Origin of the sequence: Leptolyngbya sp. PL-A3, from assembly GCF_039962325.1 — a bacterium.
GTDB lineage: Bacteria > Cyanobacteriota > Cyanobacteriia > Elainellales > Elainellaceae > Vacuolonema.
Genome location: NZ_JAMPLB010000057.1, coordinates 24,252 through 42,959, shown reverse-complemented (window position 1 = coordinate 42,959; position 18,708 = coordinate 24,252). Strand labels below are relative to the sequence as shown.

The 18,708-nt window shown below is 48.1% G+C and carries 21 protein-coding genes; 13 read left to right on the top strand and 8 right to left on the bottom strand.

The genetic code is table 11. From position 1 onward, the window contains the following. Positions 1–586: 586 nt before the first annotated feature. The 3 genes from NDI52_RS27210 to scpB all read left to right on the top strand — a co-directional run bounded on the left by NDI52_RS27210 (position 587) and on the right by scpB (position 2,819). Positions 587–1,060, top strand: coding sequence for a type IV pilin-like G/H family protein (locus tag NDI52_RS27210; RefSeq protein WP_190773721.1), 474 nt, complete (start codon positions 587–589; stop codon positions 1,058–1,060). Positions 1,061–1,439: 379 nt separating this feature from the next. After that, positions 1,440–1,961 carry a hypothetical protein gene (locus NDI52_RS27205; protein ID WP_190773722.1) on the top strand — a complete coding sequence of 174 codons (522 nt, stop codon included), beginning with the start codon at positions 1,440–1,442 and terminating at the stop codon, positions 1,959–1,961. 312 nt (positions 1,962–2,273) lie between these two features. Continuing rightward, positions 2,274–2,819, top strand: coding sequence for an SMC-Scp complex subunit ScpB (scpB, locus tag NDI52_RS27200; protein ID WP_190773723.1), 546 nt, complete (start codon positions 2,274–2,276; stop codon positions 2,817–2,819). 296 nt (positions 2,820–3,115) lie between these two features. On the opposite strand, the gene NDI52_RS27195 is transcribed toward scpB, so the two are convergent. Continuing rightward, on the bottom strand, positions 3,116–3,733 hold the full coding sequence (locus tag NDI52_RS27195) for a LysE family transporter (protein ID WP_190773724.1): 618 nt from the start codon (positions 3,731–3,733) through the stop codon (positions 3,116–3,118). A gap of 806 nt (positions 3,734–4,539) precedes the next feature. Between NDI52_RS27195 and NDI52_RS27190 the strand changes: the two genes are divergently transcribed. The 3 genes from NDI52_RS27190 to NDI52_RS27180 all read left to right on the top strand — a co-directional run bounded on the left by NDI52_RS27190 (position 4,540) and on the right by NDI52_RS27180 (position 7,490). Next, a complete protein-coding gene (locus tag NDI52_RS27190; RefSeq protein ID WP_190773725.1) occupies positions 4,540–6,060 on the top strand; it encodes an aldehyde dehydrogenase family protein in 1,521 nt (506 codons plus the stop codon). Positions 6,061–6,127: 67 nt separating this feature from the next. Then, positions 6,128–6,487 (top strand): DUF779 domain-containing protein, encoded by a 360-nt coding sequence (locus tag NDI52_RS27185; protein WP_190773726.1) that lies wholly within the window; start codon positions 6,128–6,130, stop codon positions 6,485–6,487. A gap of 241 nt (positions 6,488–6,728) precedes the next feature. Then, the gene (locus NDI52_RS27180; RefSeq protein WP_190773727.1) at positions 6,729–7,490 is read left to right on the top strand and encodes a peptidylprolyl isomerase; all 762 of its coding nucleotides are present in this window, start codon (positions 6,729–6,731) and stop codon (positions 7,488–7,490) included. A gap of 64 nt (positions 7,491–7,554) precedes the next feature. On the opposite strand, the gene NDI52_RS27175 is transcribed toward NDI52_RS27180, so the two are convergent. The 3 genes from NDI52_RS27175 to NDI52_RS27165 form a co-directional block, all read right to left on the bottom strand. Next, on the bottom strand, positions 7,555–7,926 hold the full coding sequence (locus NDI52_RS27175; RefSeq protein WP_190773728.1) for a DUF2237 domain-containing protein: 372 nt from the start codon (positions 7,924–7,926) through the stop codon (positions 7,555–7,557). Between the two features lie 196 nt (positions 7,927–8,122). Next, entirely contained in the window at positions 8,123–8,767 is a 645-nt protein-coding gene (locus NDI52_RS27170; protein WP_190773729.1) for a (2Fe-2S) ferredoxin domain-containing protein, read from the bottom strand. Positions 8,768–8,843: 76 nt separating this feature from the next. Further along, on the bottom strand, positions 8,844–9,098 hold the full coding sequence (locus tag NDI52_RS27165; protein ID WP_190773730.1) for an Asr1405/Asl0597 family protein: 255 nt from the start codon (positions 9,096–9,098) through the stop codon (positions 8,844–8,846). A gap of 1,138 nt (positions 9,099–10,236) precedes the next feature. On the opposite strand from NDI52_RS27165, the gene NDI52_RS27160 reads away from it, so the two are divergent. Both NDI52_RS27160 and NDI52_RS27155 read left to right on the top strand, forming a co-directional pair. Next, complete coding sequence (locus NDI52_RS27160) at positions 10,237–10,893, top strand: hypothetical protein (RefSeq protein WP_190773731.1); 657 nt, start codon at positions 10,237–10,239, stop codon at positions 10,891–10,893. 381 nt (positions 10,894–11,274) lie between these two features. Continuing rightward, positions 11,275–11,517, top strand: coding sequence for a hypothetical protein (locus tag NDI52_RS27155; protein ID WP_190773732.1), 243 nt, complete (start codon positions 11,275–11,277; stop codon positions 11,515–11,517). Between the two features lie 278 nt (positions 11,518–11,795). Here the strand turns inward: NDI52_RS27155 and NDI52_RS27150 are convergent, their stop codons facing one another. After that, positions 11,796–12,707: a peptidoglycan-binding protein gene (locus NDI52_RS27150; RefSeq protein ID WP_190773733.1), complete on the bottom strand. Its 912-nt coding sequence runs from the start codon at positions 12,705–12,707 to the stop codon at positions 11,796–11,798. A gap of 205 nt (positions 12,708–12,912) precedes the next feature. On the opposite strand from NDI52_RS27150, the gene NDI52_RS27145 reads away from it, so the two are divergent. Next, on the top strand, positions 12,913–13,320 hold the full coding sequence (locus NDI52_RS27145; RefSeq protein ID WP_190773734.1) for a hypothetical protein: 408 nt from the start codon (positions 12,913–12,915) through the stop codon (positions 13,318–13,320). Between the two features lie 218 nt (positions 13,321–13,538). Here NDI52_RS27145 and NDI52_RS27140 read toward each other — a convergent pair whose 3' ends face one another. Both NDI52_RS27140 and NDI52_RS27135 read right to left on the bottom strand, forming a co-directional pair. Beyond that, on the bottom strand, positions 13,539–14,051 hold the full coding sequence (locus tag NDI52_RS27140) for a hypothetical protein (protein WP_190773735.1): 513 nt from the start codon (positions 14,049–14,051) through the stop codon (positions 13,539–13,541). Between the two features lie 227 nt (positions 14,052–14,278). Beyond that, positions 14,279–14,818 carry a Dps family protein gene (locus NDI52_RS27135; RefSeq protein WP_190773736.1) on the bottom strand — a complete coding sequence of 180 codons (540 nt, stop codon included), beginning with the start codon at positions 14,816–14,818 and terminating at the stop codon, positions 14,279–14,281. Between the two features lie 408 nt (positions 14,819–15,226). Here NDI52_RS27135 and NDI52_RS27130 point away from each other — a divergent pair, with 408 nt between their 5' ends. The 3 genes from NDI52_RS27130 (at position 15,227) to NDI52_RS27120 (ending at position 16,595) form a co-directional block, all read left to right on the top strand. Continuing rightward, positions 15,227–15,487, top strand: a complete 261-nt coding sequence (locus NDI52_RS27130) for a hypothetical protein (protein WP_190773737.1) — start codon at positions 15,227–15,229, stop codon at positions 15,485–15,487. Positions 15,488–15,874: 387 nt separating this feature from the next. Further along, the gene (locus NDI52_RS27125) at positions 15,875–16,090 is read left to right on the top strand and encodes a hypothetical protein (protein ID WP_190773738.1); all 216 of its coding nucleotides are present in this window, start codon (positions 15,875–15,877) and stop codon (positions 16,088–16,090) included. 163 nt (positions 16,091–16,253) lie between these two features. Continuing rightward, the gene (locus NDI52_RS27120; RefSeq protein WP_190773739.1) at positions 16,254–16,595 is read left to right on the top strand and encodes a hypothetical protein; all 342 of its coding nucleotides are present in this window, start codon (positions 16,254–16,256) and stop codon (positions 16,593–16,595) included. A gap of 5 nt (positions 16,596–16,600) precedes the next feature. On the opposite strand, the gene NDI52_RS27115 is transcribed toward NDI52_RS27120, so the two are convergent. Beyond that, the gene (locus tag NDI52_RS27115) at positions 16,601–17,038 is read right to left on the bottom strand and encodes an MgtC/SapB family protein (protein ID WP_242035652.1); all 438 of its coding nucleotides are present in this window, start codon (positions 17,036–17,038) and stop codon (positions 16,601–16,603) included. Between the two features lie 86 nt (positions 17,039–17,124). Between NDI52_RS27115 and NDI52_RS27110 the strand changes: the two genes are divergently transcribed. Continuing rightward, a complete protein-coding gene (locus tag NDI52_RS27110; protein ID WP_190773740.1) occupies positions 17,125–18,486 on the top strand; it encodes a hypothetical protein in 1,362 nt (453 codons plus the stop codon). The last annotated feature ends 222 nt before the right edge of the window (positions 18,487–18,708 follow it).

Genomic DNA, 18,708 nt, shown 5'->3' with positions numbered 1-18,708 from the left:
TGGCTCAAACGTGGGTGTTAAACGTTCAGCTTTTAGAATAGAAGCCTGAAAGCCAGTGATAACAGGGATGATAGAAAATATTAAGAAGCTCTCAAATGACCTTTAGAGGGCTGGTTATAGGCCCCTAAAAGATTCCTTGACGGAGTACTAGAGGGTGTTCGAAAAGTTGATGATTTGTGTGTCGTACATGATAGAGCGGTGAGACTATCCCTGCCCAGAATAGTATTTTCGACATAGGTGAAATGGAAGAGGCATGTAGTGCCCTTTGGATGCATCCCACTTTTGCAAATTTGAAAACCCACTTTTGTAAGTGAAGCGGGTTTCGCCCGCTTCACTTACAAAAGTGGGATGCACCCGTGGCCCTTCCACTTCACCCGCTCCACATTTGAAACATGACCCAATACACCGATGAGGCTTTTTTCTACAAATGAGGAGTCTGGGATGCCCACTTTACTGCTCCTTCACACAGCCAGCTTCATCAATAAAGATTCGGTAGAGCTACGGAGTTGCCGCCCACCACCATCCTGTTTTCTCTGGAGGAATCAGTAGACGGAAGCAGCGAACCAAATTTTGTTCCCTTCCTCTCATGTCACCCCAAATCCTCCTGTACCTGTTAAGCCGCCGTCAAAACCGTTTGCATCTACAGTCGGGATTCACCCTGATAGAACTGCTGGTTGTGATCGTGATCGTGGGCATCTTGGGAGCTATCGCACTACCTAGCTATTTAAGCCAAGCCAATAAAGCTCGCCAAACCGAGGCCAAAACCTATGTAGGGGCCATTAATCGTGCCCAACAGGCCTACCACATGGAGTACAGCACATTCGCGAATTTGCAAGATTTAGCATTGAACATCTCAAGCTCGACGCAGTTGTATCGCTATGCCTCTGCTCCGGCCCCGGATGACTTGAGTGCTAACACCACAGCCATTCCTAACTTCAATTCGACTGTTGCCTATAGTGGCCGTGTTTGGCTTGTGTCAACAGCGGGTACAACCTCTTCCGTTTTATGTGAGGGAACCTCCAGCATCCCTCCTGCCATTCAAGGAACAACCTGCCCTTAAGAGAAAGTTTGAGAAGTTAATGATTCGTCAAGGCAGTCTCTCGCCATCTAACCTTCTGTTCCTGAAAAGGCATTTGAAGTATGGCTTTTTATCGGTGCAGAACAGGAGGAAGCAACCTCTACCAGGACTTTTCAAATATCTCTTAGGAATAGCTAAAACGTTAAGTTTTGTACTATTCAAAGGTGAAACTTAATCTTTCGAGAATCTTTTTTCGATAGATTCTAACGTGAATTAAAGAAATGGGTCGCTGCACGATTGAGACAGTTACCCCCTCGGTGCATCTCATTAGCTAATTCTCAATCAAACCTCTGAACTAAAGGCATCACACGCTCATCAAAATGTGTGATGCTTTTTTTTGACGCATTTCAGGGATATCTGGATGACTCGCCCCCGGTTTTCTAATACTGCTACATGGCAGCAGGCTGAAATATTAATGCAGCCAGTTTTTATTCGCTTAGTCGATAACCTTCGGAAGGAGTTGGATCAATCTCAGTGGCATGGTCGCTATCAGGAGGAGGCTATCTGGCCCGATAGTGTTCCCTTAGAAACTCGCAGCTATGTGATGGAATTGCAGCAACAGTTAGCGAAAGCCGCTCCTGAGCAAGCCCTGACTCTGGAGGAAGCCTTAGCCCGTTTACCCAAACCCCAGCCCAGCTACACCCTTTGTCTTGAACGTAATGGCAGAACAGTCACCTTAGACCTGTGGCAACTCTGTTATCAAATCTGTTTTTCGAACTACCATCCTTTGCTGCACCAGGATGAAGAAGTGACGGTGGATGTCGATACCTCATTGCTCGATGAAACAGGCGATGTAGATTGGCAACGTCTGGATGCAAAGACCCACGAAATTGTGCATCAAATTTTTGCCAGTCTTTCGCCCCAGGATGACGAGAGCTCTTAACCAGGTTTTTGCTGTACCAAAATCAGGGTTCTGTCCCATTGCGACGTGTGCTGAAAAGATCACCTCATGCCATTTCAGCACATGTTGTGATGAGTTGAGAATCCTGCATGGGGCTCTAGTCGTTCGTCAAGTGAACTTTGCCTGGTTGCCGAGTGGACTACTAGTACGCTGAGGCGGAAATCCATCACCTATGTTTTTGTGTAGGGTGCGAAGCACCCTACACAAAAACATAGGTTGCGAACTTAGGCCGCAGCCTACTAGGTTTTGATGCAAGATATGAGTGAAGTACTATCAATAAGTATTTGATTTGTTATGTCTGCCCTTTCCAGTAAACTCGAAGCCATCCTGTATCTCAAGGGCCAACCGCTGCCTTTAGCGCGGTTAGCGGAGTATGCTGGGTGCGATCGCCAGACCACGGAACAAGGGCTGATCGAACTAATGAATGACTATGGCCATCGAGACTCTGCTCTGGAGGTGGTGGAAACTTCAGAGGGCTACTGTCTGCAACTGCGACGAGAGTATCAGGATCTGGTGCATTCCCTCATTCCCGTAGATTTGGGGCTAGGAGCGTTGCGGACATTGGCAGCGATCGCTCTCAAAACCCCCCTAACTCTAACGGAACTGGTAGACCTGCGGGGTTCAGGGGCTTATCAACATGTACAGGAATTAGTGGAGCAAGGATTTGTCAAGAAACGCCGCAAGTCTGATTCGCGCTCAGCTTCCCTCCATGTAACTGACAAGTTTCATCAGTATTTTCAGGTTGAAAAACTACCGAAAATTTCCATCAAAGCCCAAGTTGTTGAAGCTGATGCTACGGAGCCTGTCGAAGAACCAGAAGACGAACCCGAATCAGCTTAGTGGTTCGTGACCCGAACTTTGGCTAGTCCTGCAAGGCGGGAATTAATTGAGGTTTGATAGTCTGGGGTACGAAGCACACGACACCAGCAATTCTTATTTTGGAATCTAACCCAAAAATAGCCCGCTGAAGGCGGGCTATTTTTGGGATTCAAAGCTGAGAATTGCTGACACGACACAACCAATTGGATCAAAAACGTCGTAAGGTTTAACAGGGGAATAATGAGTGGTAAGCATAGCTGAATGATGTAAAGGAGAGGGTGACTGCGCCGCAGCTACCCTCTCCTTTACATCTATTCTTAAGGCAGTAGCGGTGTGAGCACTGTGGTAATGCCAAATGATGCGATCGCCCCGCCAGAAACGTAATTAATCCATCGCAGTAACTTGGGTTTGAAATGAAGCCTGAGTGCCCAGCAAAGACTACAAAACGTTAGCCACCATAGAACTTCACTGATGAGTACTCCTAGACTGAAATTCATTGGGTTATAGGTGTTTGTCGAACTAATTCCTGCCATCCAATTCAACACAAAAATTGGAAAGGTCAGATCTGGTAACGCCATAACGAAGGCCAGTACAAAGGTTGTCATAAAACAGCGGCTATAACTCTTCTTTGTAATGGTGTTAGTTATGTGAGAGGGTCGAGCCAGTAGGATTCTAACTCCTACATAGCAAAGGAACATACCACCTAGCATATGGAGCCAGAAATGATAATCCTTCAATACATCTGCGACTGAATTAACACTTAATACAATTAGGATGCTGTAGAGGGCGATCGCTGTTGCGCTCCCCATTCCCGAAACGACGCCCGAGAGCCAATTCTCTGCAAGCGTTCGACGCAAGCATAAGATAGCAACAGGGCCAATGGGAGCCGCATACATGAAGCCAATTGTGCAACCTTCAACAAAACCATAACTCATCGTGAATACACCCCTTGCTATCCTAAATAAAGGGATGAAAAGAAGTAGCCTTTAGATTGAGAAAGATGCAATAGCTCCCCTGAAGAGAGCGTGGAATATTACATCTGGTTCAACAGCAGGAAACTTATCTGGGATAATGAAGTTTGTGTAAATAGTCACATATTTAGAGAGAATAAACAATAGTTTCTTAGCATACAGCGCCTTGCGCTTGAGTCAGACACGGTTGTTTTTGTGAGAGCCGCGCGGAGCGCGGCTCTCACAAAAACAACCAGGTTTTAAGCGCTTGAAAAACGCTGTATATAAATATCCTTATTGAATTATATTCGTAAGAAGTATATGTTAAGAAGCTATGCGTTCTGTTAGAATTTCCTGTTACATTCAGTGTGTTGATTTGTTGTCAGCATAGGGATGATGGCTTCTTGTATTAAGGTCACTGCTTTAGCTACTATTGCATTAACTTAAGAAAAACTTAATTCCTTCTCGTATCTTTTGCCCTCTGTATCCATCCCTCATAAGTCTTTTCCCCTCCTCTGTTCGCTTCTCATCCTATTAACTGAATCCTTCAAAGTTTAGATTTATTCATCAAGGCTCATAAACTTTAGATGGGCCAAAATTCATCCTATTAAAAAAGGTTCACTCTTTGAATGAGCCGTTGGCTGTTCTGTAAACCTCCATGAGTTTTCATTGCGAACCATTGCTCTAAACTCAGCCATTTCAAATTGGGGTGGTAGCGTAGGAATTACGCCAAACAAACTGCAGCAAACGCTACTTTCTGCGGTTTTTGCATCTTTTAGGAGAAAAACAATATGGTCGTTTCCGCACCCCTTACTTTGGGTAGTGGCAATGTTTTTCATGCCCGTTACGACAACTTTATTAATGGTCAATGGGTACCTCCCGTTAATCGGCGGTATACCGAGAATCTAACTCCAGTTACGGGACGGCCTCTCTGTCAGGTAGCAGACTCCGATGTAGAAGATTTGGAAGCAGCTTTGGATGCGGCCCATGCTGCAAAAGATAAGTGGGCCGATACCTCGGTAGCCGATCGGGCTCGCATCCTGATGAAAATTGCCGATGTGATGGAAGAGAACCTGGCGAAGCTGGCCGCAGCGGAAACCTGGGACAACGGCAAACCTATCCGGGAAACCACAAACGCAGACGTGCCCCTGGCGATCGACCATTTCCGGTATTTCGCCAGTTGCATTCGCGCTCAGGAAGGCACCCTCGGTGAATTAGACAGCGAAACAGTTGCCTACCACTTCCATGAACCCCTTGGCGTCGTTGGGCAAATTATTCCCTGGAACTTCCCGCTCCTGATGGCAGCCTGGAAGCTCGCTCCTGCACTGGCCGCTGGCAACTGCGTTGTGCTGAAGCCCGCTAGCCCCACTCCGGCTTCTATTCTGGTGTTGATGGAATTGGTTGGTGACCTGCTGCCTCCTGGCGTGCTGAACGTGATTAACGGCAAGGGTGCTGTGATTGGTAAGGCGTTAGCAACCAATCCTCGCATTGCCAAAGTGGCTTTCACCGGGGAAACCACCACAGGCCGCCTCATTATGCAGTACGCTTCCCAGAACATCATCCCGGTGACCCTGGAATTGGGCGGCAAGTCTCCCAACGTCTTCTTTGAGGATGTGTGCGCCGAAGATGATGATTACCTGGATAAGGCGATCGAAGGTCTGGTGCTGTTTGCCTTTAACCAGGGTGAGGTTTGCACCTGCCCATCACGAGCATTGATTCAGGAATCGATTTACGATCGCTTCATGGAGCGCTGCCTGGATCGGATTCGCAAGATCCGCCAGGATAACCCCCTGGATCCCAACACGATGATGGGAGCCCAAGTTTCCCAGAACCAGATGGAGAAAATCCAGTCTTATGTGGATTTGGGACGGCAGGAAGGGGCTGAGTTGCTGATTGGGGGCGATCGCGCGCATCTCTCCGGCGACTATGCCGATGGCTACTACTATCAGCCCACCGTCTTCCGGGGCCACAATAAGATGCGCATCTTCCAGGAAGAAATCTTCGGTCCGGTGTTGTCGGTAACCACCTTTAAGGATGAAGCGGACGCTTTGGCGATCGCCAATGACACCCTTTACGGCCTCGGCGCTGGGGTATGGACCCGTGACACGGGCCGCGCTTATCGGATGGGTCGTAAGATTCAGGCAGGCCGTGTCTGGGTTAACTGCTACCACCTCTACCCGGCCCACGCCGCATTCGGAGGCTACAAACAGTCCGGTATTGGCCGTGAAACTCACAGGATGATGCTGGATCACTATCAGCAGACGAAGAACATGTTAGTGAGCTATAGCCAGAAGCCACTTGGGTTCTTCTAAGGTGAAACGTTGATGCTGCGTGTGCACACGCAGCATCAACTTCCAAAACACGTTATCCACCCTCACTATGTCTTCCCCCGTTCATACCCCACCTCTGGTCATCGCCACCGATGAAGCCCTGTTACTCATTTCCTACCTCAAAGCTCAGAACGGCCCGCTGATGTTTTACCAATCAGGAGGGTGCTGTGATGGGAGTGCCCCGATGTGCTATCCCGATGGGGAATTTTGGCTGGGCGATCGCGATGTCCTGTTAGGAGAAATTGGTGGCTGTTCCTTCTACATCAGCGCGTCGCAGTACGAGTACTGGAAGCATACGCAACTGATTATTGATGTGGCTCCGGGACCGGGGGGTAGTGACTTCTCCCTGGCGGGACCGAATGGAGAGCGGTTTATTACCCGATCGCGCCTTCTCGAAGCTGTTGAATAATGGCTTGGTAACTATGGAGGTGTGGGATGCGATCGCGTCATACACCTTCTTTCACGTCGATAGTCCTACATAATCGGGTTAACCTCAGTTCGGGTTAAGGGCGTTTTTGGTGCTGCGCAACGCGCGGCACTCGAAAACGCCCTTAACCCGAACGTAGCTTGTCAAAAATCACGGTCTGCTTCTAAGCGCGTAACGCTATAACGCTATAACTGTTACTGGCACCCCTTCACATTGCGTCTTTATGGCCCCTTTTATAACAGTTGACGGACAAGACACCATCTCGCTAGCTCAGGCGTTTCGCTACCTACAACGGACGGGCGAGTTGGACTCCGTGATCAGCAGCATCATGAAGCAGTATCTGCTAGAACGTGAGTTTCGGCAGCGGACAGATCTGGCGATCGCCCCAACAGAGATAGAACAACAGGTTCTAAACTTTCGGCAGCAAAACCAGTTGACCGATAGTTTTCAGTACCGTGAGTGGCTACAGAGCCAGGGGCTTAATGAGGAGCAATTGCATGAGCAGATTGCCATGGAACTGCGGCTCTATAAATTTCGGGAGTGGCTAGCCAGCACGCAACTGCAAGAGTATTTCATTGAGCGGAAGCTGTTTCTTGATCAGGTTGTTCTCTCGCGCATTGTCGTAACCGAGCAGGAGTTGGCCGACGAGTTATATCTGCAACTGAAGGATGGAGCCAGCTTTGAGAATCTGGCACGGGAATACTCGATTACGGAAGACCGATTATTTAATGGAATGTTTGGCACCCTGAGCCGGGGAAACCTGCCCGACGATCTGCGGGCCGCTATTGATACAGCCATGCCAGGGACGGTGTTAACGCCTATCCCTGTGGAAGATAACTGGTATATTTTCCGTCTGGAACACGTCCTACCTGCCAATCTGGATGATCCCAACATTCGCCAAGGCTTGCAAAATGAACTGCTAGAACGGTGGTTAGTGGACCAGTTACAGCATTTGGATGTCGATATTCAAGTGGGTGATGATTAAACGTTGGTTTTTCGTGCGTGAAGCGCACGAAAAACTCACCTTCCAACGAGCTTTAAAGCGTGCCCTAGGACTTGTCATCGACTGCGAATTCTTCTAAAACTTCCCGAGCAACGATGCGCAGAGCCGCCTCATGGGTAGACGCCAACACGACTGGGGGAGCGAACCCGGCAGCATAGGCTTCCTTCCAACGCGAGGCACAGAGACACCAGCGATCGCCCGGTTTCAGTCCAGGAAAATCATAGGCCGGTCGCGGAGTACTCAGATCGTTGCCCTGCTGTTTCGTGAATGACAAAAACTCTTCCGTGACCTCTGCACAGATGACGTGGGTGCCCAAATCGGTTGGCCCCGTTTCACAGCTTCCATTTCGATAGAAGCCAGTCATGGGTGAGGTGCAACAAACCTGAAGGGATTGGCCAAGCACATTCTTGCTTTCCATCGCGGCGTTCCTATTCCTGAGGGGAAGTTTCACCCTTCATCATAGATAGGACTTACACAAGTCCACTATATTTAATGCATCTTGTTATGAGGTTAAGCATTTCAGGACTTACGCCAGTTTGCCATTCGTAGTGTATTTGTGTTGTGAGTGGGGTGCTTAGCACCCCACTCACAACACAAATGTGTAAGTTCTGAATTTATCGGGCGAACGCTGGTACTACAACCTCTGCATGGCGCTCTACCAGCTTTGGTACTTCCCCAGGACGGACGCGGGTGTGGCGAGATTTGTCGGGCATGACCAGGGCAGGGCCTGCTTTGCATTGTTTCATACAGCCCGTGCCCCGTACGGTGACATGGTCGGTCAAGTGGCGATCTTCCAGTTCCTGTTGAATGGCTGCCATCACCTCTCGGCCGCCTTTTTTGCAGCAGTCAGATTTCTGGCAGACCAGGATGCAGGCCTTAGAGGAGTTTTTAGGCTGATTCTCCTGCGGAACGGCTTCGCGCATGCTGCGATTGGGAAAGGAGGCGATCGCCGGAGTGACCTCAGGCTGAAATGCTGGAAGAGGTTTGAGAGAGTCGAGGGAAACGATGCTAACGTGCCGGGCCTTGTACTTGACCGAGCCATCTCTTTCATCAATGGTTTGTTCGCCTACGACTCGCATGCCCACACCCAGTTGAGGCAACGGAAAACAAGCGGCCCGAGCTTCCTTGCTGAGCTTGATGGAAAGCTCACTCCCCGCGATCGCCAGCCGAACCCCTTTGACTTTATAGCCATCTTTAACTAGAAACCCTAGAAATTGACCATCTAGTTCAAAACGAAGAGAGTGCTTGTGCTTGCCCATGATGCCTATTCCTACTTGCAAATTAGTACTAACTAGCTGCCCAATAAGGCCAAAACCGTAAAAAGAATGGGCCAGACTAGTGACCCAACCAGGAACGCATTAACCAATTCACGTGTTCTTGGCGAGAACCCTTCCAGCGAAACAGCACACTCCACACCTGAATCGCAGCCCATGGGGAAGTAATGTCGACCCGCAGGCTACCGTCGCTCTCACATTGGCAAGGAATATCGAGCTCTTGTAAGCGATCGCGTACGAGCCAGCGATCGCCCAGAGGTACGGTAATTAGCAAGTTTTGTAGCGTTTCTAAGGAGGGGGTGGGGGTTCTGTTCATGGAAGTAACGGAGACAGTTATCGCAAAAACTGCAAAGGAGGCAAAGAGGGCACTATTCGAGGACCAGACCCACAACTTAGCAGTCGCAGAAGCCGAAACTTACAGCAAGCAAGGCTTTCAGATAAGTGAGGTACCTCTTATAAGAGCCTGACTACCCGAAAGACCTCAGACTTAGTTGAGAAAACTAGTCAATAAGCCCTTCGAGATCTACGATACGATACAGGCGTCGTATTTGCAAATGACTTTCATTAAGCCTTCACGGTTTCTGCCTGAGATATCAAGGTAAATTCACGGAAAACCAGGGCTCTCAGCCATAATGACTTCCGTTGATCCCCCTACTTTTCATCCCAATTCAACAGGTGACTGGGCCTCCCCGGTACCAAATGGAACGATGAAATGGGATGTAGAACCGCAACCCACATCCCATTTCATTGCTCCATTGAGCAACAGTTCTTGTTCTCTCCGGGTGAAGCTGTGCTGTTCTTCCATCTAAGGAAACCCCAGTTCTGCGTACGTAGAGATTCGCAAACTAGTAGGCTGGGGCAGAAGTGTACAACCTATGTTTTGTGTGGGGTGGGAAGCACCCCACACAAAACATAGGTGATGGATTTCCGCCTCAGCGTACTAGTAGGCTGAGGCCTAAGTTCACTTGTGTGGGGTGGGAAGCACCCCACACAAAAACATAGGTAATGGATTGCCACCTCAGCGTACTAGGCGTTTTCAGGAGTGGCATATTGCCTTGCTCTCGAAAATCCTACTAACCCAAATTGGTATTGCATCAGTCTTATTTTTTATGGATGAGCGGATGGGGCGATCGCTGAATCCACTTGAGATACTTTCAAGAGAAAAAATCAAAGTACACTCTTTGCCAGTGTGAAGCATTCGCAAAAAGGGCACCCTGAATTCTGAGAGGTGGTGACAAGAGGGGGTGATGCTGGATGGCCTTTGGCATAAAGCATAATCCTCCTTGAATCGGGTTTAGCAATCCTCGTATCAGCTTAATCTTTCGAGCGCAAGTATCACAGGGCATGAAATTTCTTGAGAGATTGTTACCATTTGCTGATTTTTAAGCGGAGTCGAGTAGGATTTGGCTATTCACAACCTTCCTCCTCTCTGGCGATTTTTCGGAGCTGATTTTATGTATTCAAGCGAAAGAAATGTAGACAGTATTGTGCAACAGGGTTATACCGTAAAGATTGGAGACTACATCCAGCGGGGTTGGGGCGTTATGCAACAAAACCTGGGTGGCTTCATTGGGTTTACTGTTGTCATCGTATTGATTTCCCTCATTCCAGCAGCATTAGGTCAACGCTTAGGCCCATTGGCAAGCTTGGCCGTTAACGTTATTAGCCCCATCCTTTTGGCCGGCTATCTGATTGTGGCGTTCAAAATTCTAAAGCGACAATCCACAACGTTTAATGATTTCTTCCAGGGGTTTAGCAACTTCCTGCCAATTTTCCTGACCAGCTTGCTGGTTAGTATTTTCACGTTTCTAGGCTTTTTGGTACTGATCCTGCCAGGCGTCTTTCTAGCTGTGGCTTATGCCTTCTCGATTCCCTTTGTTGTAGGGCGTAAGTTTGATTTTTGGGAAGCTATGGAAGCCAGCCGTAAGGTGGTCACCAAAAATTGGTTCCCAATGTTTTTGTTTTTGCTTGCTATCGTTGTGCTCAACGTTGTTGGAGCATTACTGTTAGGCGTTGGTTTGCTCTTCACAATTCCGTTGTCTTATTGTGCGATCGCCGTAGCCTTTGAGGACATCGTTGGCTTGCCGATCTCAGATAGCTCAATTGCCTGAGAGAATGGCTGAAAAGCCTGGAGAAGTTTGATTTTCCTCGCAAAAAAGCAACTTTTCAAATAATATGTGGTCGAGACTGACAATCTCTTTCACGCTTGACCAACATCTCTATCGCTTGTCACCTGTCCGATTGCGGCATTAGTCATGATGCAGCAATCAAATTTCAATTAATTGCCAGGCTTTATTTTAAAGGCTTCTTTTCTCGTGCAAAGCGCACGAAAAAAAGAGCCTTTTAGCCAGCTTTAAAACACGCCTTAAAACCCCGGTGTTTTCAAAAACACCGGGGTTTTGCGTCCTTTGCGCAAGCTGTATTGATGCCCTTTAGGAAATGGCACCCGTACAATAGACAATGTATTTGTTTCTTGTTGTGGTCCTGTGTTTTTGCCAAAACCTAAGCAACTTGCACTTTTATTGGCCCTGATTGCTGGAAGTGCTGTCTACACCTACTCGTATCACACACTGGATGCAAACTTCCTGTGGAAGAGTTTAGTGGTTCTTCTGCCCGTGCAGGTAGGTGCCAGTATTTATCTGGCCTATCTGTACTGGAGCGGTAAAATTGCTGGAACACAACCGCAAATTAAAAAAGCAGACGATCAAGAGCCACGAATTAAAATTGATCCATAAAGGAAGAGCGTGAGCGCCACACCCCTAATCCCTCAAAGCATTTGAAGGTTCAATATCAAATCCGCTTAAATAACCGCCCTAAGGGACGACGCAACCCTGGCATCATGCCAGGGTGCATCCCACTTTTGTAAGTGAAGCGGGCGAAGCCCGCTTCACTTACAAAAGTGGGTTTCCAAATTTGCAAAAGTGGGATGCACCCTCATGCCATCCCTTTAAGGGTGTGGAATTGGCGATCGCCATAAAGTCTGAAGACGTACTTGGGGCGATCGCAATCTCCACTAATTGTCTTGTAAATCACTGTCTCTCAGACCGTATTCGGCCTGTGCCTCACTGATAGCCCGTTGGGTTTCTGTCCCCATCACCCCATCCAGAGGGCCGTAGTAAAATCCTTGATTGCGCAGCTTCCACTGCAAATCGAGAACGCTATAAGGGCCTTCGGTATCTGCTGGAGGTAACTGTGCAATAGGGGCTAGAGCCGGAGCCGGGACTGGGGCCGCGGTGGGTAGGCTGGGAGCCAGGGCTGGTTGTGATGGGAGAGGCTGAATGGGATCTGGGGCGGTACTGATAGGCGGTTGAGCGGCTACAGCGGTTTGGCTGAGGGCATCTTGTGTCGATGCTCCTACCACGCCATCGGGGTTTAACCCCTGAGCTTGCTGAAAGGCGATCACGGCCGCTTCTGTGAGCGAACCAAATACGCCATCGATAGCACCCTGGTAATATCCCAGGGACGACAAGCGACTTTGTAAGTCGGAAATGGCTATGCCAGAGTCTCCCACTTGCAATAGATTGTCATTTGCTGTGTCACTGCTGGCTGGTTGCAGAGCAGCCCACGTACTGGGGCCAACTACCCCGTCGGCTGTCAATCCAAGACTTTGCTGAAAGGCGATCACCGCATCCTGGGTAGCGGTGCCAAAGTAACCTGTAATTTCTTCTTGAAAGAACCCTAGATCAGCCAGTCGGGTTTGTAGTTCGGTGACAGCATCGCCGCTATCTTCTAGAGATAGGGAACCTGTTTGTGCCGTTTCTATGGCCTGGCTGATTCGAAACTCTGAGGATGCTATAGGATTGGCGATCGCACTTCTCTGAAACCCACCCAATACTGTAACGAGGGCGGCCCCCTGTAGAAGGGCAATGCTGAACGTCCCAACCAACCCGATTCCGTTTCTACGGAAGAAATGACAACGCATCATAATCGTCGCTGTGACGCCTCTTTGATGTCTATATATTGAGCCTTACGGCAATTTTTCGTGTCATTGTACGCTATTTTCTGATGAACGAATCAAGAATTTTGTGTTGACTGGGGAGGTGCGTGCAAAAGAAATGAAATCCTGGCCTCAGGAGTAACGTTGCCCGATACACTATTGCCAATCCTCTGATTGAACAGGTTCAAATGTTATGCAATACGGCCCCGGCACAGCGGCCACGTTTCTCTACTACTTCACCAGTACAGCGGTAGTTTTTACCCTGATTGCCGCCAAAGCTCTGGGCGCAGGTATTGATGGGGTTCCTCAGCAAGTGGGGTTGCTGGGAGGTCTTTTGGGAGGTTTGGTCGGAGCCTACTTCAACCGCACGATCACCTTTACCGTCGAGACCAACGGTAAGGATGCCGCCTCCAAAAAACTCATGCAAGCCCTCAAAGCGATGGGTTATGAGAAGAAGTCGGATGCAGACGGAATTGCCCTTTATGAGCGTAGTGGGCCGAGTAAACTTCTCTCCGGCAAAGTTTTTGTTCACCAGGAGGGGAAAAATGCAACCATTGCCAGCCGAGCTATTCACGTTAAAGCTCTGAAGCGACTGATTTAAGAAGTCCTACTCTAATAAACCTCAGTTCGGGATAAGCTGAAGTGCTCATTTTGGCGTGCGCTTTGCGCACGCCAAAATGAGCGTTTTCGAGTGCCGCGCAACGCGCGGCACTCGAAAACGTCCTTAACCCGAACTGAGGTTAATAAAGACAAGGCACGGTACTTTGTACCGTGCCTTGTCTTTATTAGGGATTTTAAGCACCGGTGGCGATCGCCTCACTAGCCAGCCAACGAGTAACCCTGGATATTTTCAGGATCAAATGAGTGCAAAATTTTAGCTGTTTGATCCACTGATTGCTCAGGGCCTTTTACCACAATTAAGTACTTCCCAGCATTGAGGCTATTGCGGTAGGAAAGTGCATCACCACTGCCAGCCGTCCAACCTACCAGAGTTCCAACAATCATGGCACCCGTAATACCTGCACCCGCACCCAAAAGACCACCAATAATGTGGCTGATTGCCAGGGAGGTCGGTCCGATTTGGATATTGGTCAGCCAGTTAAAGAAATAACCTGCTGCAAATCCAAAGGGAACCAGCAAAAATAACAGTCGTGTAATATTGGCCTTAGCCGCGTGATTGGGCTCAATGAGACCAAATTCATCTGCGCTCATGTGACCGTTGCCAAGAAGAGCGATTTGCTCAGCAGGCAAATTAGCAGATTGCAATGCATTATATGCTTCCTCTGCTTTCTCTTTATCAGAGAGAACAGAGACCAAGTAGTTCTTTGCCATGTACTTCACCTAAAACCGACAACAGGAGGGCGATCGCTCCTCCAAAAAACGAAATAGCTGCTCCTGGGATTACAGGAATCAGCGTGAGAACAATTTTCCGCGTGCTCAGCACGCGGAAAATACGTCCTATCACGGTTCTAAAGCCCAACTAAACAGATAGTTACAACGCTTTAGACGGGGTTTTCCCCATACGTATCACGCAGGAAAAATCGCCCTTGCAAACGACCCTATACTTCTACAGGGGTTTGCTTGTTTACAGACTGGATGTCACCACTGGGCTGAAGTGCATTCCCTTCAATGAAGGAGCGCAGCATCCAAGCCATCTCTTCGTGCTGTTCCATCAAACCTGTCAAGAAGTCCGCCGTACCTTCGTCGTGGAATTCATCCGAGCACTGGTCGATGTTTTCCCGCATAGTACGGATGATCAGTTCATGATCCTCTACCAGGTTCTGCACCATGCCGCTGGCGCTGGGCACTTCGCCTTCATGTTCTTGAATGGAAGCCGCACTCAGAAAACCTTGAGCGGTTCCCAGAGGGTAACCACCCAGCATCCGAACGCGCTCGGCAATGGAGTCAATACTCTCGGTCAGAGCTTGATAGTGCTCTTCCCACAGCTCGTGCAGGCTGCGGAACTGAGGACCAACCACATCCCAGTGGTACTTCTTGGTCTTAATCAGAAGCAGATAGGCATTTGCCAAATTCTGGTTCAAAAGATTAACGACTCCGCGCCGTTGTTCTTCAGTCAAACCAATGTCGAGTGGTCGCATACAGATTTGTCCACCTTTACGGGCCTACCCTTCCAGTTGAACAAAAACGCAAATTTTTAGTATCCATCCAATGAAATAAACACAGCTAAAGTAATTTTGAATAGTGTTACGGGTAACGACTTGTACAGACTTATACAAATGGATGATAAGGTGTAGGCTTATGGAGCAAACTCAAGGGTAAAAAGATAGTTTTAAGGCTATTCAAACGGTGTAATTAGGCGATCGCCCCTATGTCTAATGACTGAACATCATCTCCTCCTTCTAGAACTCTGGCTAGGGGCGGATGGTTGAAAATTGGAGGACTGCTCTAATCAAAAAAATGTCATAAATTCGCTTTAACCTTTTTAAGCTATTCCATTAAATAAATCCTTTTTGTTAAATTTGCTTTTCTCTACCGGATCACAACCAATGAATAACCCGCCGACGGATCGTTTAAAGGGCATAGAGCTCATTAGTTGTGCTAAGTCTGTTGCTTCCCGAGGGTTGCAAGAAGCGACGCGGCAATGTGGCTACAGTCAGGATACGCAAGCCTTTTTTAACGAGTTGGAGCAAGCCTGTAATGCTCTAGGTATTAATATTAGTTCCATTAATGATCTAGTTACGGATCAGGAAAACTTAATTCGGAAAGGTGGTGTTGAAGTTGCACCCGATTCTTCAACGGAATTGTAAAGGAAATGCCTTAAAGATTGTTTCGATGCGTAAAATCAAAAGCTGAGTTAACGGGTCCTGTTTTAGATGCTTGAGTCACTTTTTCTGTGAGCAAGTCACTAAGCATAACTCAACATAAACTCAAGATGATGTGTTGTTCATCACGACAGTACATCGTTTTGGATTTATGTCGAATGCGCATACAAGTTGAGCTCCTTGTCTAATTCTTTTAAGAGATAACTTCTGATCTTAGAAATTCTGCCTTTAGATGGAGCATTCCTTCTTCTTAAATTGGGTTAGATGGAAGCTATAGATGAGCAATGATTCTTTCAGGTGTGAACCTGGAGCAATCTAAGAATTTTTCAGGTTTGGTGAAGGTGTTTTAGAAAAATCAAGAGAGTCTAGCATATGTCCCCCGAAGAGAAAAAAAGACGAGTTGTTGGTAAGGTTTCCCATAGCATGCTTGCAACTCGCGATGGTTTTTTAGTTGCTGCTGAAGGGTCGCTCGTTAATGAAACAGAAGCCGATATTGCTGAAGTTTCAGGCCTTTTAGATAACCTGTACCGGGCAACTCATTATTCTTCGGGTAGAAGCCGTCCCTTCAACCCGATGGATGAATTCTAGGGTCCGCTTCAAACGTCATTTTTTCGTGCGCTTCACGCACAAAAAAATGGCCCTTTCAACTAGCTTTAAACTACACCCTAGAGAATAAGGCTACTTTGGTTTTCGCCCTCAAAAGACCAGTTCCCCTATCGTTTATTTCTTTAAACCTGATAGAAAACCACTGATGAGCATCATTCTCCGCGAAGATGTTACCTATCTTCTTCTCGAAAAGCTGTTTTGTCCAACAGCGGACGCCCATCGGCAGTTTGATCAGGAGATGGGCGATCGCCAGATTAACCCCCATGAAATTCTGCTGCACCTGCACTATCTGGCCCAATGGGGCTATATTGAGGCTCTATCTGACCTGGCAGCTAAGCCTGATTCAGCGAACTCGCTTCCTCTCAGCCAGGTAGCCCTAACCCAGCAAGGTCAGCAATTTTACAAGCGGTTACTGGCTAACTCCCCCCATTTAGTAGAAGGGAATACATCGTTAAAGCCTGAAGTATCTGGATTTCTCGCTTTATAAGGGATTTAGTTATCGCGAGTGCGCTCGACATGCTTGAGCACGTGTAATGTAAACAACGTTAGCACTGTCACCAAAATTCCCATTTGCCACTGGCCAACGCTGACGCCTAAGCCGATGGCTGCCGAGATCCAAACTGTTGCTGCAGAGGTGAGACCGTGGGTGCGATCGCCCTTCAAAATCGACCCCGCTCCCACAAAACCAACACCTGTGCTAATCCCCTGAACAACGCGGGAAAGGCTATCGACCGATTCCTGGCCTGTCTGGCTCTGAAGCAGGCTCAGAGCAAAGGTCGCAGAACCTAAACTTACCAAAATGTTCGTTCGCAGCCCGGCCGGTTTAGAAGCCCGTTCTCGTTCCCACCCGATCATGGCACCCAGTAACATGGCCAGCAGTAACCGTCCCGCAAGCTCCAAAAACGACAAGGGATAAGTATTAGGCATCATTCGTCCCGAACAGTATTACCTATAGCAGCCTAAGGATTTTCAAAGAACCTGTACATTACCCGCAGAGAGACGCCAGGAAGATTCACATGTGGCAACGTTGGGCGAATTATTGGAATCGGGGTGTCATCCTCATGATTCTTGTGAATCTGTCGTTGGTATTTTTCAACCTGAGCTACATCTCTCTACGCTGGTGGTACTTAGACCAAATGCCACGGCTTGTTGAAATCTACGACCCCATCAAGGGTATTGAACCGAGCCCTACCGCTGAGCGTTACTTGGAAACAGTAGATCAGCTGAACCAGAGGATTGGCACCCAGGGGTTAGAGGCCACCCAAACTGCTGAATTGTTAGCAAATTTACGGCAACAGAGCCAGATTCTTACGACGGAAACACTCTTTGCCTCTTCTCAGCAGGAGCGGCTATTCGCAGAACTTCAGCGACGCATACAAGTGCGCATGCAGACGGCTTCTGCGACGGATGCATGGATTCAATTTTGGCAAACCGACTATTTGCAGCAAACAGGTTGGCCTGAAGCCAGAAATTTCCTTACGAGCGAGATTACTCCTCTTCTATCTCAAACCTACTACCATCGCACTCGGGAGATGGGGCAGCCTGTCGATAACTTCTGGAAAATCGATCTGGCTTTTATGCTTTTATTTGGCGTCGATTTTCTGATTCGTACCTGGCTGATTAGTCGCGAACGTAAGCACATCACCTGGGGGGATGCGATCGCCCGTCGCTGGTATGAGTTTCCCCTCTTCTTCCCATTCTGGCGTTGGATGCGTCTGTTGCCCGCTGCCGTGCGATTGCATCGCACCAATTTGGTGAATGTGGAACGGCTGATTGGTCAGGCGACCCATGAGCCTGCCGCATATCTATCTGATCGCGTCATGCGGTTTGCCCTGGTGCAAGTAGTGAATCAAGCTCGGGCTTCGGTGGAGGCGGGTACTCTGTTTAAGCAATTATCCCCAACCGAAGACTACACCGAAATTGGCCGACCAGGGAAACTGGAACAGGTGGGCGATCGCCTCCTCGAGCTCATTGTCTATAGCGTAATTCCTCACATTAAACCCGATTTGAAGAAGGTACTACAACGCAACCTCAACAGTGTGGTGATGCAATCCAACCTGTATGAGCATCTTCAACAAATTCCCGGATTTAGTATTCTTCCGGCCACATTGTTCAGTAATCTTTCAAATCAATTAGCTCAAGCAGCTTGCGATCTGCTGATTGAATCCTACAACGACACCGAAGGTCGAGTTTTACTGGATCAGCTGAGCCAATCATTTCGAGAAACATTAAGCGAGCATCTCCAAAAAGAGCTGAACTCGGAGGATATCAAGGTCTTGATATCCGATTGGCTAGAGGAGATTAAACTGAATTATATTCAGCAAGCTACCTATTATGATCCCATGGCTATCTTGGAGGAAGCGGAACGATATCGATAAGGGGTGCATCCCAGTTTTGTTAATGTGGCGGGCTTCGCCCGCCACATTAACAAAACTGGGATTTCAATCTGCAAAAGTGGGATGTACCCATCGATAGGTCTTTGAGAAGACCATCCAAAGTTCATCTAAATATATTAGGAATTATGTGGTCTTGTTGGATGTAGAACATCTCACATTCAACAAGACTGCATCAGGTATCGCAAACTTAGCCATATTTCAAAT